Origin of the sequence: Kitasatospora phosalacinea, assembly GCF_000716545.1 — a bacterium.
Lineage (GTDB): Bacteria > Actinomycetota > Actinomycetes > Streptomycetales > Streptomycetaceae > Kitasatospora > Kitasatospora phosalacinea.
Genome location: NZ_JNWZ01000035.1, coordinates 38,967 through 53,018 on the forward strand (window position 1 = coordinate 38,967; position 14,052 = coordinate 53,018).

General features: G+C 74.5%; 16 protein-coding genes. 9 read left to right on the forward strand and 7 right to left on the reverse strand.

Annotated features, from left to right (window positions below):
- Positions 1 to 17: 17 nt before the first annotated feature.
- Positions 18 to 1,835, reverse strand: a complete 1,818-nt coding sequence (thiC, locus tag OO48_RS18955; RefSeq protein WP_033217767.1) for a phosphomethylpyrimidine synthase ThiC — start codon at positions 1,833 to 1,835, stop codon at positions 18 to 20.
- Positions 1,836 to 2,076: 241 nt separating this feature from the next.
- On the opposite strand from thiC, the gene OO48_RS18960 reads away from it, so the two are divergent.
- From OO48_RS18960 to OO48_RS18990, 7 genes are all read left to right on the forward strand, one after another.
- Entirely contained in the window at positions 2,077 to 2,277 is a 201-nt protein-coding gene (locus tag OO48_RS18960) for a hypothetical protein (RefSeq protein ID WP_033217769.1), read from the forward strand.
- Positions 2,278 to 2,462: 185 nt separating this feature from the next.
- Complete coding sequence (locus OO48_RS18965; protein ID WP_033217771.1) at positions 2,463 to 3,953, forward strand: flotillin family protein; 1,491 nt, start codon at positions 2,463 to 2,465, stop codon at positions 3,951 to 3,953.
- 138 nt (positions 3,954 to 4,091) lie between these two features.
- A complete protein-coding gene (locus OO48_RS40710) occupies positions 4,092 to 5,099 on the forward strand; it encodes a 3-oxoacyl-ACP synthase III family protein (protein ID WP_033217772.1) in 1,008 nt (335 codons plus the stop codon).
- A complete protein-coding gene (locus OO48_RS18975) occupies positions 5,096 to 5,896 on the forward strand; it encodes a glycosyltransferase family A protein (RefSeq protein ID WP_081952220.1) in 801 nt (266 codons plus the stop codon). Before OO48_RS40710 ends, OO48_RS18975 begins: the two co-directional genes overlap by 4 nt.
- 202 nt (positions 5,897 to 6,098) lie before the next feature.
- On the forward strand, positions 6,099 to 7,574 hold the full coding sequence (locus OO48_RS18980) for a class I adenylate-forming enzyme family protein (RefSeq protein WP_033217774.1): 1,476 nt from the start codon (positions 6,099 to 6,101) through the stop codon (positions 7,572 to 7,574).
- Between the two features lie 58 nt (positions 7,575 to 7,632).
- Positions 7,633 to 8,670, forward strand: a complete 1,038-nt coding sequence (locus OO48_RS18985; protein ID WP_033217776.1) for a cytochrome P450 family protein — start codon at positions 7,633 to 7,635, stop codon at positions 8,668 to 8,670.
- Positions 8,671 to 8,733: 63 nt separating this feature from the next.
- Positions 8,734 to 9,639 (forward strand): NAD-dependent epimerase/dehydratase family protein, encoded by a 906-nt coding sequence (locus tag OO48_RS18990; RefSeq protein ID WP_033217778.1) that lies wholly within the window; start codon positions 8,734 to 8,736, stop codon positions 9,637 to 9,639.
- Here OO48_RS18990 and OO48_RS18995 read toward each other — a convergent pair.
- The 3 genes from OO48_RS18995 to OO48_RS19005 all read right to left on the reverse strand — a co-directional run bounded on the left by OO48_RS18995 (position 9,636) and on the right by OO48_RS19005 (position 11,026).
- Entirely contained in the window at positions 9,636 to 9,836 is a 201-nt protein-coding gene (locus OO48_RS18995) for a DUF5326 family protein (protein ID WP_033217780.1), read from the reverse strand. The two genes, OO48_RS18990 and OO48_RS18995, sit on opposite strands and share 4 nt — an antisense overlap.
- Before the next feature lie 176 nt (positions 9,837 to 10,012).
- Entirely contained in the window at positions 10,013 to 10,669 is a 657-nt protein-coding gene (gene tenA / locus OO48_RS19000; protein WP_033217782.1) for a thiaminase II, read from the reverse strand.
- A 39-nt stretch (positions 10,670 to 10,708) separates the two neighbouring features.
- Positions 10,709 to 11,026, reverse strand: coding sequence for a cupin domain-containing protein (locus OO48_RS19005; protein ID WP_033217784.1), 318 nt, complete (start codon positions 11,024 to 11,026; stop codon positions 10,709 to 10,711).
- Between the two features lie 94 nt (positions 11,027 to 11,120).
- On the opposite strand from OO48_RS19005, the gene OO48_RS19010 reads away from it, so the two are divergent.
- Positions 11,121 to 11,501 carry a phage holin family protein gene (locus tag OO48_RS19010; RefSeq protein ID WP_033217786.1) on the forward strand — a complete coding sequence of 127 codons (381 nt, stop codon included), beginning with the start codon at positions 11,121 to 11,123 and terminating at the stop codon, positions 11,499 to 11,501.
- A gap of 91 nt (positions 11,502 to 11,592) precedes the next feature.
- On the opposite strand, the gene OO48_RS19015 is transcribed toward OO48_RS19010, so the two are convergent.
- From OO48_RS19015 to OO48_RS38935, 3 genes are all read right to left on the reverse strand, one after another.
- Positions 11,593 to 12,021 carry an SsgA family sporulation/cell division regulator gene (locus OO48_RS19015; RefSeq protein WP_033217833.1) on the reverse strand — a complete coding sequence of 143 codons (429 nt, stop codon included), beginning with the start codon at positions 12,019 to 12,021 and terminating at the stop codon, positions 11,593 to 11,595.
- A gap of 257 nt (positions 12,022 to 12,278) precedes the next feature.
- A complete protein-coding gene (locus OO48_RS19020; protein WP_209439509.1) occupies positions 12,279 to 13,160 on the reverse strand; it encodes an IclR family transcriptional regulator in 882 nt (293 codons plus the stop codon).
- Complete coding sequence (locus OO48_RS38935; protein WP_167346457.1) at positions 13,157 to 13,345, reverse strand: hypothetical protein; 189 nt, start codon at positions 13,343 to 13,345, stop codon at positions 13,157 to 13,159. Before OO48_RS38935 ends, OO48_RS19020 begins: the two co-directional genes overlap by 4 nt.
- 178 nt (positions 13,346 to 13,523) lie before the next feature.
- Between OO48_RS38935 and OO48_RS19025 the strand changes: the two genes are divergently transcribed.
- A complete protein-coding gene (locus OO48_RS19025) occupies positions 13,524 to 14,051 on the forward strand; it encodes an NUDIX domain-containing protein (protein ID WP_033217788.1) in 528 nt (175 codons plus the stop codon).
- Position 14,052: the final 1 nt, after the last annotated feature.

Genomic DNA, 14,052 nt, shown 5'->3' on the forward strand with positions numbered 1-14,052 from the left:
CGCCACAAGCTCGTGCGTCAGTCCACCACCGGGAGGTACACCTTGTTACCGCGGGCGGCGAACTCGGCGGACTTCTCGGCCATGCCGACCAGCGCGGCGCGTTCGGCCTGTTCGGCCCCGCCGCCGTGCTCCTCGCGGATCCGGCGGCTGATCTTCATCGAGCAGAACTTCGGGCCGCACATGGAGCAGAAGTGCGCGGTCTTGGCGGGTTCGGCGGGAAGCGTCTCGTCGTGGAAGGCGCGGGCGGTCTCCGGGTCGAGGGCCAGGTTGAACTGGTCCTCCCAGCGGAACTCGAAGCGGGCGTCGGAGAGGGCGTCGTCCCAGGCCCGGGCGCCGGGGTGGCCCTTGGCGAGGTCGGCGGCGTGGGCGGCGATCTTGTAGGTGATGACGCCGGTCTTGACGTCGTCGCGGTCGGGCAGGCCGAGGTGTTCCTTGGGGGTGACGTAGCAGAGCATCGCGGTGCCCCACCAGGCGATCATCGCGGCGCCGATGCCGGAGGTGATGTGGTCGTAGCCGGGCGCGACGTCGGTGGTCAGCGGGCCGAGGGTGTAGAACGGGGCCTCGTCGCAGATCTCCTTCTGGAGGTCCATGTTCTCGCGGATCTTGTGCATCGGGACGTGCCCGGGGCCCTCGATCATCACCTGGACGTCCTTGGCGCGGGCGATCCGGCCGAGCTCGCCCAGGGTGGTGAGTTCGGCGAACTGGGCCTCGTCGTTGGCGTCGGCGATCGAGCCGGGGCGCAGGCCGTCGCCGAGCGAGAAGGTGACGTCGTAGGCGCGCAGCAGGTCGCAGAGTTCCTCGAAGTGCGTGTAGAGGAAGTTCTCCCGGTGGTGCGCCAGGCACCAGGCGGCCATGATGGAGCCGCCGCGCGAGACGATGCCGGTCTTGCGGCGGGCGGTCAGCGGGACGTACCGCAGCAGGACGCCGGCGTGCACGGTCATGTAGTCGACGCCCTGCTCGCACTGCTCGACCACGGTGTCGCGGTAGACCTCCCAGCTGAGCTCCTCGGCCCGGCCGTCGACCTTCTCCAGCGCCTGGTAGAGCGGGACGGTGCCGATCGGGACGGGGGAGTTGCGCAGGATCCACTCGCGGGTGGTGTGGATGTTGCGGCCGGTGGAGAGGTCCATGACGGTGTCGGCGCCCCAGCGGGTGGCCCAGGTCATCTTCTCCACCTCCTCCTCGATGGAGGAGGTGACGGCGGAGTTGCCGATGTTGGCGTTGATCTTCACCAGGAAGTCGGTGCCGATGATCGCCGGTTCGACCTCGGGGTGGTTCACGTTGACCGGGATGACGGCCCGCCCGCTCGCCACCCGCTCGCGCACGAACTCCGGTTCCAGGCCCTCCCGCAGGGCCACGAACTCCATCTCGGGGGTGATCGATCCGCGCTTCGCGTAAGCGAGTTGGGTGACGGCGACGCCGTCGCGGGCGCGCAGCGGGCGGCGCGGGCGGCCGGGGAAGACGGCGTCCAGGTTGCGCAGGTCACCGCCGCGCGGGGCGGTGTGCCTGACGCCGTCGTCCTCGGGCCGGGCCTCGCGGCCCTCGTACTCCTCGACGTCCCCGCGCAGCCGGATCCAGGGGTCGCGCAGCGCGGGCAGCCCGCGCCGGACGTCGGCGGTGTGGGACGGGTCGGTGTACGGGCCCGAGGTGTCGTACAGCGGGACGGTGTGCCCGTCGGTGAGGTGGACCTCGCGGTAGGGGACCCGCAGGTCGGGGCGGCTGCCCTGGCGGTACGCCTTGCGCCAGGCCGGGGTCGGGTACCCGGTGGCGGACGGCTGGTCGGACGGCCGGTCGGACGACGGCTGGTGGGCAGAGGTGTGCTCGGTGGATGCGGTCATGAGACCTTCAACTCCCTACGCCGGCATTACCCGGTCAGGTTCCTGCGGTCGGCGCAGCAGGTGGTACGCGGGCCCGCGTACCGTCAGCGCCCTCTCAGCCCGGTGCTCCGAGCTCCCGTTCCGCGCAGGGGCGTTCGCCGCCTGCGTTCGCCGTTCACGGTAGGGCACCCGGCGCGGCTGGTCCAGCACGCCCCGGGCCGAACGCTGTTCAGGGCGCCCGTGCGCGGGGGAGAATCACCGGGTGATCGGACTGGTGGGACGGGTGACCGGGCGGATCGGCGCGGGCCTGGTCGGCGAGGTGATGGTGCAGGTCCCCGAGCGGCCGGGCAGCGAGGCGTTCCTGGCGTACCGGGCGGTGCCGGGCGAGCCGCTGGAGTCCGGCACCATGGTGGTCGTGGTCGATTACCAGCCACCTCGGACGGTGTACGTCGAACCGTTCTGAGCGCACGTCAGCCGGTCCCGTCCAAACCTCCGCAGCGGTTTCGGGACAGTGAGGGTGACCACGCGCACGATCCCTTCCCCCGCGATCACCACGGGCGGAGAATGCGGCTGCCACCGGGTTCCGCGCCCACAACTGCACCACTCGGCGCAGCCACGGACCGGTGTGCCACGAAGGGGGAGATCGCGGTGCTGATCGGCATCGTCGGAGCAGTCGTCGCAGGCCTGGTCGTCCTGGTCCTGCTGTTCAAACTGATGTGGCGGGTCGCCGAGCCGAACGAGGCGCTCGTCATCTCGGGTTCCAAGCACGGCGAGGGCCTGGGCTTCCGCGTGGTCACCGGACGGGGCACCTTCGTGGTGCCCGGCGTCCAGGTGGTCCGGCGGCTGTCGCTGGACCTCAACGAGGCCGCACTGGACGTCGAGTGCGTGACGTCGCAGGGCATCCCGGTGCACGTCAAGGGCGTGGTCATCTTCAAGGTCGGTGACGACCCGGTGTCCATCGCCAACGCCGCCCGCCGCTTCCTGGACCAGCAGAAGATGATGGGCCAGCGGGTGCACAACGTGTTCGCCGGCCACCTGCGCTCCATCGTCGGCGGGCTGACCGTCGAGGACATGATCCGCGACCGCGAGCGGCTCACCGGTGAGACCCGCTCCGCCTCGGGCATCGAGATGGAGAAGCTCGGCCTGATCATCGACTCGCTGCAGATCCAGGAGATCCTGGACCCGACCGGGTACATCACCAACCTGGCCGCGCCGCACGCCGCCGCCGTCCAGCGCGACGCCCGGATCGCGGCCGCCGAGGCCGACCGCCGGGCCACCGAGGCCGAGCAGGAGGCGTTCGCCCGCAAGGCCGAGGCGACCCGCAACTCGGGGATCCAGCAGGCCGGCTACCAGGCCGAGATGGACACCGCCGCGGCCCGCGCCATGCAGGCCGGTCCGCTCGCCCAGGCCGCCGCCCGGCAGGAGGTCGTGGTCCAGGAGACCAAGGTGGCCGAGCTGGAGGCGCACCGCAAGGAGCAGCAGCTCCAGGCCGACGTCCGCAAGCCGGCCGACGCCCGCGCGTACGAGACCCGCACCAAGGCCGAGGCGGACCGCGACGCCCGGATCTCCGCCGCCGAGGCGCTGTCCCGGGAGACCGACCTGAAGACCGCCGCCGAGGCCAACCGGGTCAAGGTCGCCGCGGCCGCCGAGGCCGAGGCCACCCGGGCCCGCGGCCTGGCCGCCGCCGAGGCCACCCGCGCCACCGGTGAGGCCCAGGCCGCCGCCGAGGCCGCCAAGGGCCTGGCCGAGGCCGAGGCCGCCCGGGCCAAGGGCCTCGCCGAGGCGGAGGCCACCCGGGCCCAGGGCCTGGCCGAGGCCGAGGGCATCAAGGCCCGTGCCGCGGCCCTCGCCGAGAACCAGGAGGCCGTCGTCGCCCAGCAGTTGGCCGAGAACTGGCCCGCCATCGTCCGGGCCGGCGCGGACGCCTTCGGCAACGTCGAGCACATGGTGCTGCTGAACGGCGCCGAGGGCATGTCCGAGATGTTCGCCAAGGCGCTCACCATGGGCGGCACCGGCCTCGGCCTGGCCCGCCAGCTGCTCAACTCGATGAACCCCGCGGCCCCCGCCGAGACCCCGGCCGAACCGGCCGGGTCCCCGGTCACGCAGGTCATTCCGGTGCAGGTCGACACCGGCAACTGACGCTCCGGGGGCTGACGCCCCGCCGCTGAGGCCCGTGCGGCACCACCGCCGTACGGGCCCCGCCGTCTCCGCATCCCCGGACCCGGCTGAGTACCCGTACTCACGCCCCGGCCGCCGCCCGGCCGCGAGCATCGGAACATGGACCCGCTGCCCCGCGTCGGAATCACCGCCGTCGGCTCCCACCTTCCCCGGCAGGCCGTCACCTCACGGCAGTTGCAGGACGAAGTGGCCGCCGGCGCCCGCCTCCCGCTGCCCGACGGCATGTTCGAGAAGGCCACCGGCATCCGCACCCGCCGCTTCGCCGGGCCCGACGAACACCCCTCCACGCTCGCCCTGGCCGCCGCCCGGCAGGCCCTCGACCGCCGCGGCCTGGCACCCGACGACCTCGACCTGCTGCTGTTCGCCTCCGCCTCCCGGGACGTCTGCGAACCCGCCACCGCCCACCTCGTCCAGGCCGGGCTCGGCTCCCGCGCGCACGCGTTGGACGTCGCCAACGCCTGCAACAGCTTCCTCAACGGCATCGACACCGCCCGCGCGATGATCCTGGCCGGCCGCGCCCGCCGCGCCCTGGTCGTCACCGGCGAGACCCCCAGCCGGGCCATGCGCCGCGACCCCTCCGGCCTCGCCGAGTTCCGCGCCGGCTTCGCCGGCTACACCTTCGGCGACGGTGCCGCCGCCGTCCTGCTGGAACGCGTCGACCGCGGCGGCATCCTCGACGTCGAGACCCAGACCGCCTCCGAGCACTGGGAGGTCGGCGGCATACCCGGCGGCGGATCGCGCCACCCGCGCGGCGACGAGTGGAGCTACTTCCGGGGCGGCGGGAAGGAGTTGCGCGGCGTCTTCGAACAGATCGGCGCCGACATCCTCACCCGCGTCGCCGCCCGCACCGGTCTCGGCTGGGACGCCTACGCCCGCGTCCTGGTCCACCAGGTCACCCTGCCGTACCTGGAGCGCTTCGTGGAGCTCACCGGCGTCCCCGCCGACAAGCTGGTCGTCACCGTCCCCGAACTCGGCAACCTGGCCTCCGCCACCATCGGCGTCCAACTCGACCGGATCATGGACGAGTTGGACGGCGGGGACCGCGTCCTGATGGTCGGCCTGGGCGGCGGCGTCAGCCTGATGACGATGGTCTGGGAGAAGTCATGACCGAGCCCCGGGCGACCGAGCCCCCGACGACCGGGCTCCCGACGACCGGGCTCCCGACGACCGAACTCTGGGTGGTCGTCCCCGCCTACCAGGAGGCCGCCCGGATCGACGGCACCCTGCGGGCCCTCGCCGCCCAGCACGACCGCGACTTCACCCTGCTGGTCGTCGACAACGGCTCCACCGACACCACCGGCGACCAGGTCCTCGCCTTCGCCCGCACCGCGCCCTTCCCCGTCCGCCTGATCACCGAACCCGAGAAGGGCGTCGGCTGCGCCGTCGACACCGGCTTCCGCCACGCCATCGGCCACGGCGCGACCCTGCTCGCCCGCACCGACGCCGACTGCCTGCCCGAACCCGGCTGGACCGCCGCCGCCCGCGCCGCGATGCTGGCCTCCGGCGGGCTGGTCTGCGGACGCGTCACCGCCCGCCGCGACGAGCACGGCCCCGTCGGCCGCACCGTCTTCCGCACCCTGGTCGCCCTCGGCGCCCTCTTCGGCCGCCTCCGCCCCGCCCACCACCGCCGCCACGGCTACCTCACCCCCTACCGGATGCACGCCGGCAACAACATGGCCGTCACCGCCGCCCTCTACCTCGCCACCGACGGCATGCCCCGCCGCCCCTCCCCCACCGACCGCGCCTTCATCAACCTCGTCCGCCGCCGCACCACCGCGATCGTCCACCGCCCCGACATGGTCGTCCAGAACTCCACCCGCCGCATCCGCGCCTACGGCCTGCGCGGCACCGCCCGCTGGTACCTCGAACGCGGCCCCGGCCACCACGACGTCGACGTCCGGTAGGCCCGCCAGGACGCCCACCCCAGGGGCTCGGGGAGCGGCCGAGCCCGGGCCTGCCGAAGGTGCGCTGCCGTGGCGCGCACCGGCTTCGAGTTCCGTTTCGAGCACGCGGCAGCCCCGGCCTCCGACGGGCTCCGGCCCCAGCAGCACGGACTCGCCGTTCCCCGAGCCCCTGGTTTCCCACCCGTCAGCCGAAAGGACCCCCGTGCTCGACCGACTCGCCCGCACCCTGCGCGAAGGCGCCTCGCGGCCGGCCCTCCTCGGCGCCACCCGGCACGGCGCCCCCCGCGTCCTCGCCCGCTGCGGCGACCTCGCCGCGCTCGCCGAGCGCTACGCCGCCGCCCTGCACCACTCCCACGGCCTGCGGCCGGGCGACACCCTGGGGGTGGCGGTGCGTCCGGGCCCGCGGGCCCTCGCGGTGCTGCTGGCGGCGCACCGGCTGGGCCTGCGCAGCGCCGTGTTCGATCCGGGGGCCGGGCCGGAGGTGCTGCGGGCGCGGCTGGCGCTGGCCCCGCCCGCGCTGATCCTGGCCGACGCCGCCGCGCAGGCCGTCTCCGGGTGGGCCCGCCCGCTGGCCCGCCGCGCCGGCCTGGAGCTGCCGCCGTTGAAGGCCCTCGCGCCGGTGGCCACCGTCGGCCCCCGCCACCCCTGGTGCGCCCGGCCGCTGAGCGGGCGTCAGACGGGGCCCCCGGCCCCGTACGAGGGCGACGGCGACGCGGTGATCGTGTTCACCTCCGGCACCACCTCCGCGCCGCGCGCGGTGGTGCACTCGCGGGCCTCGCTGGCCGCCGGGATGCGGGCCGTCGACGCGCTGGTGCGCCCCCGGCCGGGCCGGACGGTGCTGGGCGGGACGACGTTCGTGCTGGTCCCGGCGCTGGCCGCGGGTGCGGTCGTCGCGCTGCCGGCCCGCCGAGACGCCGTCCTGCAGCACCAGATCGACCGGCTCGCCCCGGACGAGACGTACCTGACGCCACCTCGGCTGCGACCGCTGACCAGGCTCACCGGCCGGGTCTGGACGGGCTCCGCGCCCGCCGACGCGGCGCTGCTGCGCCGGGCGAAGGAGGCGGGGGCGAGCGAGGCGTGGGGGGTGTACGCGCTGACCGAGCTGTTCCCGGCCGCGGCCGTCGAGGAGCGCGACAAGAGCGCCCACGACGGCCCGGGCGACCTGCTCGGCCACCCGCTGCCCGGCGTCCGCACCCGGCTCGGCCCGGACGGCGAACTGCTGCTCACCGCCCCGGCCGCGCGCGACCGCTACCTCGGCGAGGACCCGGACCCGTGGGTGCGCACCGGCGACCGGGCCCGGCTCGACGCGGACGGGCGGATCGTGCTGGCCGGCCGGCTCAAGGACATGGTGCTGCGCCGCGCCGAGAACATCTACCCGGGCCTGTACGAGCCCTCCCTGCATCTGCCGGACGTCGAACTCGCCGTCCTGGTGGGCGTCCCGGCCCCGGACGGCGACGAGCGGCTGGTCGCCCTGGTGCAGCCCCGCCCCGGCGCCGACCACCACCGCCTGCGCGCCGCCCTGCACGCCCCGCTCGCCCGGATGGGCACCGCCCGCCCCGACGCCCTGTTGCTCGGACCCGTTCCGCTCACCGGCCGCTCCCGCAAACCCGACCGCCCGGCGGCCGCCCGCTACTGCGCCCACCGACTCGCCGAATCCCGCCCCCGGAGCCCGCGTTGACCCAGCCGACCTGCCGAGCCCGCCGAACCCACCGGCCCCGCCGGTCCCGGAGCCTCCGGTGACGCCCGCGCGGCGCGCCGACCGCGCCGTCTACCTGCGCGGCCACCCGCTGCTGTTCGCGCTGCTCGCCGCGACCAGGCACCGGCCGGTGGTCCGGCTCGGCCGCACCATGCTGATCCACCACCCGGACGCCTACCGCGAGGTGCTCACCCGCGTCCCGCTCGACCGGACGGCCGCGCGCACCACCGGCGGCACCGCCGCCCGGCTCACCGGCGGCAGCCTGCTCTTCGACCAGCAGGGCGCCGAACACCGGGGCGCCCGAAGGGAGTTGGCTCCCCTGCTGGGCCCGGCCGGGGTGGCCGCGCTGCGCCCGCTCTGGCAGCGGATCCTCGACCGGCACCTGGGCGGCCTCGACGCGCCCGTCGACCTCGTCCCCGCCGTCCGCGAACTGGCCGGCGCCACCGCCGCCGCGCTCACCGGCAGCGACGCCGACCCCGTCCGCCTGGCCCGCGCCGCCGAACGGGCCGCGGCCGCCACCGCCCGCGCGCACCTCCCCTCCCTGCTGCCCCGCCCGGGCAGCGCCCGCCGCGCCCGCGAAGCCGCCGAGGGGCTGTGCCGACTGCTGCCCGACCCGCGCGACGCGATGCTCGCCGTCGCCGCGGTCAACACCACCCTCGCCGCGCTGCCCCGCGCCGTCGCCTGGTGCGCCCGCGACCGGCTCTGGGACCGCGCCCACCAGGACGCCCCGGCCCTCGCCGCCGAGCTGCTCCGCCGCACCGCCGCCTCCCCGGTCCTGCCGCGCGCGGCGGCCGCCGACGCGACCGTGCTCGGCCACCGGATCCGCCGCGGCGACCGCCTGCTGCTGGTCGCCCGCCACGCCGCGCAGTCGCACCGCGACACCCCCACCCACCCGTACGCCGCCCGGGCCCCGTTCGGCCTCGGCCCCCACAGCTGCCCCGGCGCCGCCCTCGCCCGGGCCCAACTCGCCCTCCTCCTGACCGCCCTGGCCCCGCACCGCCCCCGCGTCCTGCGCACTGCCCCGCACCCCGCGGCCGCCCTCCCCGCCTACCGCACCTGCCTCGTCCAGGCCCCTTAGGCCCGGTCCGGGCGGGCACGTGTCCGCGGCCCCTCGACCGCCCCGTCCACCGAAAGGACCCCCGTGCCCCCGCCGACCACCCTCGCGCTGACCGGCGCCACCGGTTTCTGCGGTTCGCACCTCGCCGCCCTCGCCGTCTCCCGGGGCCACCGGGTCCTCGCCCTCGGCCGCCGCCCGCCCCGGCACGGGACGCACGTGCCGTGGGACGCCGCCGCCGGAGCCGTCCCGCCCGAACTGCGCGCCGCGGACGTGGTGGTGCACTGCGCGGCGGCCGTCGGCGACCACCCGCCGGGCTCGCCCGCCGAGCGCGCGCAGTACGAGGTCAACGTGCGGGCCACCGAACGCCTGCTGGCGGCCGCCGCCGGCACGCCCTTCGTGTTCGTCAGCAGCGCGAGCGTCTACGACCCGCGCCGGGACAGGTCCTCGGTCCCGGAGGAGCACCCCACCGCCGGCGGCCACCTGAACGCGTACGGCCGGACGAAGGCGCTCGCGGACGCGCTCGCGCTGGCCGCGGGCGCCGTCGTGCTGCGCCCGCGCGCCGTGTACGGCCCCGGGGACCCGCACCTGGTGCCGCGGCTGCTGGCCGCCGTGCGGGGCGGGGTGCTGCCGCTGCCGGGCGGGGACGTCGAGTTGAGCCTGACCGCGGTGGAGAACCTGGCCGAGGCCTGCCTGCTGGCGGCGGGCTGGCCGCCGGGCGCGTACAACGTCGCCGACCGCGCCCCGTACGCCCGGGACACCGCGCTGCGCGCGGTCCTCGCGGCGCACCGCCGCCGGGCCCGGCTGCTGCACGTGCCGCCCCGGCTGGCGGCCCTCGCGGCGGGGCGGCGCCCGCACGTCACCGCGTACGCGCTGGACCAGCTCGCGCACCGGGTGGTGCTGGACACGCGGAAGTCCCGGTCCCGGGGCTTCACCCCGGTCCGGGACCTCGACGACTACCTGGCCGGAATCGGCGCCGGCGACCGGGCCTAGTTCTTGGCGGCCTTCTTGATCAGGATCACCACGGCCGCGGCGATGCCGACCAGCACCAGCACGTTGATCGCGAGGCCGACGATGCCGGCGACGACGCCGACGATGGTCCAGAAGACCTTCCAGGCGATCACCAGCAGCAGGATCGGCACGACGATGTTGCGCACCCACGAGGGCAGCGTCTTCCAGAACTCAGCCATGTCCGTACCTTCTCCCCTCGGGGTCGGTGCCGGTGTTTCCGGCTGCGTTCCCGCTCCCTCGATCTCGACACTTCGATCGTAGGCGGGCGCGGGAGCCGAAATCGAGGGGTACCGGCCCGGAGAGAACCCGGAGATCCTTCCCTGAGACTCCGCCCGGGAGACCCTCGGGGAGACCCTCAGACCGGCCAGGTCTCGCCGCGCCAGGCGGCGTCCCAGAACATCCACTCGTAGCGCGAGGTGGTGGTGAAGTGCTCGACCACGCGCCGCCGTTCGGCTGCGGACAGCTCCTCGCCGACCCGGTCGGCGAGGTCCAGGACGCGGCGCACCACGCTCTGGAAGCCCTCGTCGCCGTACGCGGCGATCCACTTGGCGTAGAGCGGCTCGGGGGAGGAGCGGCGGGCCAGTTCCTCCCCGACCCGGGCGTAGATCCAGTAGCAGGGCAGCACGGCGCCGAGCGCCTCGGCGAAGGAGCCGCCGTAGGCGGTGGCCAGCAGGTAGGAGGTGTAGGCGCGGGTGGTGGGCAGCACGGTCGCGTCGCCCTCGGCGGCGCCGCCGAGGGCGGCCATGAACTCGCCGTGCATCTCCTGCTCGGCGGCGATCGCGCCGACCGCGTCGTTGGAGAAGGCCAGCACCTCGTCCTCGCCGGGGGCCTTGGCGGCGCAGACGGCCAGGGCCCGGGCGTAGTCGCGCAGGTAGTGGGAGTCCTGGACGACGAAGTGCCGGAACGCGGCGCGCGGGAGGGTGCCGTCCGCGAGGCCGAGCAGGAAGGGGTGGTCGAGGATCCGGCGGTAGGTCGGCTCGGCGGCCGCCCACAGTTCGTCGGTGAGCTTCACGGGGTGTCTCCTCCTGCCGGAACGGGGCGCGGCACGCGGTCAGTCCTCCGGCGGGGAGAAGACCACGAGCACCCGCAGTTCCTCGGTGATGTGGTGGAAGCGGTGCTCCGTCCCGGCGGGGACGAACACCACGCTGCCGCGCCCGACCGTGGCGGTCTCCCGGCCGACGGTCAGCTCGGCCCGGCCGCTGACCACCAGGTAGATCTCGTCCTGGGCGTGCGGGGTCTGCGGGTCGGTGTCACCGGGGGAGAGCGCGTACAGGCCGGCGGACATCGTCGGCTGCTTCAGGAAGCGCAGGTACGCGCCGTCGCCCGCGGCGCGCTCGGCGTCGAGTTCGTCCAGCCGGAACAGCTTCATCGGGGCTCGGCTCCTCTCCCGGGTCCGGCCCCATTCAACAACACCGTCCCGGAGTGCTTCCGCCCACCCGTCCGGGCCTGCCACCATCCGCAGCATGAAGAATTTCGTGATCAAAACGCTCATCAACGCGGCGGCGATCTGGGTCGCCGCCTGGATCGTCACCGGGATCACGCTCACGGGGGACAACGACGACTGGGGCCACAAGGCGCTCACCGTGATCGGGGTGGCCCTGGTCTTCGGGGTGATCAACTTCCTGATCAAGCCGCTGGTGAAGCTGTTCTCGCTACCGCTGTTCATCCTCACCCTGGGCCTGATCACCTTCGTGATCAACGCCCTGATGCTCTGGCTGACCTCCTGGGCCTCGGACAAGCTGGACCTGGACTTCCACGTGGAGGGCTTCTGGTCGGCGCTGCTCGGCGCGCTGATCATCAGCCTGGTGTCCTGGGGCCTCAACCTGGCGTTCGGCGACGACTGACCGGCCGGCGGACGGCCGCGGCACCCCGCTCCGGGGCGCGCCGTCCGGCGGACGGTCAGCCGCGCGGGCCGACCCCGGAACGCACCCGGGGTCAGCCCGCGTTCTCGTGCCCGGTGGCGGAGAGGATCGAGGCGAGCTCCTCGTCCAGCTCCCCGCCGGCCAGCTCCTGGCCCATCGGCACCAGCCGGTCGGTCCGGGCGAGGAAGGCGAGCAGCGGCGGTGCGGCCGCGCGCATCAGCGCGTCCCCCTCGGGGGAGCGCAGCACGACGCAGACCTCGGCGAGGTCGTCGCCGACGGGGTGGATGTGCACGTCGCCCTCGCCGGTGGGGCGGCTGATCCCGTCGACCAGGAGCTCGCGGGCGAAGACCCAGGTGACCGGTTCGTCACCGGGCAGGTGGAAGGTGAAGCGGACGGCGAACGGGTCGTCGCCGTCGTAGTCCAGGTCGACCGCGATGCGGAAGGACAGCTCGCTCGACACCACGAGGTGCATCGCCATCTGGGCTTGGACCGTGCTGTGCATGCGCCAGTACCTCTCGTTCTGCGCGCCCGGTGCGCCGAGGGTCGAGCGGTGGGCGGGCATGTCGGTTCGATCTTGTTCGCTGTGCTGGAACGGCACCCCGGTGGGGCTGGCCCGTCAGGTCGTGCGGGTACCTGCGGACGGTGGCTGCGTCTGTGGGTCTTTGTCCCCTGATTCCCCGTTCGGACCTCATCGTCCACGTTTGCCAGTGATGCGGACAAGGTTCGCTTTTTCAAATGGTGAACGAACACCACACGGAATCACCGCACGGATCCGGGCCCGGGCACCTCCCCCCACCCCGCGAAGGCCGGGACCGCCGGAGCGGACGGATCGGCCGGGAACACCGGGAACATCGCCCCCACCAGCGCGCGCAGCCGGGCCGCGACGGGGCCGAGCCGCTCGCCCTGCTCCAGCGGGAGCGAGACCGCCACGGTGGCGACCACCGAGCCGACGGTGATCGGCACCGCCGCGCAGACCGTGCCGAGCGCGTACTCCTGCCGCTCCAGCACCGGCGCGGTCGGCCGGACGCGCTCCAGCCGGCGCAGCACCGTCCGGACGCCCTCCGAGGTGGACGGGGTGAGCGCGCACGGGCGGTACCGGGAGAGGTGGTCGAGCCGTTCCTCGGTGCCGAGTTGGGAGAGCAGGCAGAGGCCGATGGCGTGCGCGTGCGCGGTGGCCCGGAAGTCGGCCCACTCCTCCACCGCCGGCTGCCCCGCGCCGGAGGCGACGTGGACCACCCGGACCTCGCCGTCCTCGTAGACCGCGTAGTAGACGGCGGCGCCGAGCTCGTCGCGCAGCTCCTCCATCCGGCCGCGCAGGTCGGTGCGGTCGGACTGCCGCTCGGTGGCGTGGCCGATCCGCTCGGCCGCCTCGCCGTAGTGGAACCGGCCGTCCTCGCGCCGCAGGTAGCCCTCGTGGGTGAGGGTGCGCAGCAGGTGGTAGGTGGTGCCCAGGGGCAGCCCGGCGGAGCGGGCGAGCTGCTTGGCGGTGGCGCCGTGGGCGTGCGAGCCGACCGCTTCCAGCAGGCGCAGGGCGCGCTGCACCGAGGTGATCAGGGTGGGCGCCCGCGGCGCGCGTATGGCGCCGTCCGCCGCCGGGGCCGTCCCCGGCCCTGCCGGTTCCCCGATCCGGTGCATGATCATCCCCATCCCCCGGACGTTGGATGGCGTTCGGAGGAGGCTGCTCCGAATCCGTCCGGCAGGCGGACATTTGAGCACAGGGCGGGCATCCCCGCAATGACAATGATGTACACATCGGTCAATTCACCTTCAATGCGAAGGATCATCACCAATCGGACCGACAGGTTACCAGGCGTCAGCTCGCGCACCGGAGCGAATCGAAGATCCATAACCGATGTGTCCATCGCCACCGCCCGACACCCCCGGGCATGCCGGTCCACCCGGACGGCGGAACAGGTCCCTCCGATTCGTCCCCGCGTGCGAGTTTCGCGCCCGCCGCCGCGCGGCAGACTCCCGCACAACGCTCGCGCCCCGGAGGTGGCAGCCATGTCGGGTCCGGTCCGTCCCGTCGTCAAACGCACCGCCCGCGCGATCCTGCTGGAGTTCGACGCGGACGACCCGCACGCGCCCGCCTCCCTGGTGCTGATCCGCCGGGTCCGCCCCGGCTCCCCCCGCCCGTACTGGATCACCCCCGGCGGCGGCGTCGAGCCCACCGACGAGACGGTGGTCGCCGCCCTGCACCGGGAGGTGGACGAGGAGTTGGGCGGCAAGGTCACCGACGTGGTGCCCGCCTTCGTCGACACCGTGGCGCACTCGCACCACGACGACGGCACCCCGGCGCACCCGCACGGCGTCAAGGTGCAGCACTTCTTCGCCTGCCGACTCGCCGGGATGGACGAGTCCCGCCGGCACGGGCCCGAGGTCGAGCGGCCCAACGGCGAGTACGAGATCGTCCGCGTCCCGTTCACCCGCGAGGGCGTCACCTCGGTCAACGTCGTCCCTCCCAGCCTCCGCGCCTACCTCGCCGCCAACATCGAGGGCGTCCGCGCCCTGCTCGCCCCGGACTTGGGCTGAG

Bases quoted from the DNA above. Each gene is read 5' to 3' on its own strand.
- thiC (WP_033217767.1), bottom strand. From the start codon at position 1,835: ATGACCGCATCCACCGAGCACACCTCTGCCCACCAGCCGTCGTCCGAC.
- OO48_RS40710 (WP_033217772.1), top strand. From the start codon at position 4,092: ATGGACCCGCTGCCCCGCGTCGGAATCACCGCCGTCGGCTCCCACCTT.
- OO48_RS18975 (WP_081952220.1), top strand. From the start codon at position 5,096: ATGACCGAGCCCCGGGCGACCGAGCCCCCGACGACCGGGCTCCCGACG.
- OO48_RS18995 (WP_033217780.1), bottom strand. From the start codon at position 9,836: ATGGCTGAGTTCTGGAAGACGCTGCCCTCGTGGGTGCGCAACATCGTC.
- OO48_RS19005 (WP_033217784.1), bottom strand. From the start codon at position 11,026: ATGAAGCTGTTCCGGCTGGACGAACTCGACGCCGAGCGCGCCGCGGGC.
- OO48_RS19010 (WP_033217786.1), top strand. From the start codon at position 11,121: ATGAAGAATTTCGTGATCAAAACGCTCATCAACGCGGCGGCGATCTGG.
- OO48_RS19015 (WP_033217833.1), bottom strand. From the start codon at position 12,021: ATGCACAGCACGGTCCAAGCCCAGATGGCGATGCACCTCGTGGTGTCG.
- OO48_RS19020 (WP_209439509.1), bottom strand. From the start codon at position 13,160: ATGATCATGCACCGGATCGGGGAACCGGCAGGGCCGGGGACGGCCCCG.
- OO48_RS19025 (WP_033217788.1), top strand. From the start codon at position 13,524: ATGTCGGGTCCGGTCCGTCCCGTCGTCAAACGCACCGCCCGCGCGATC.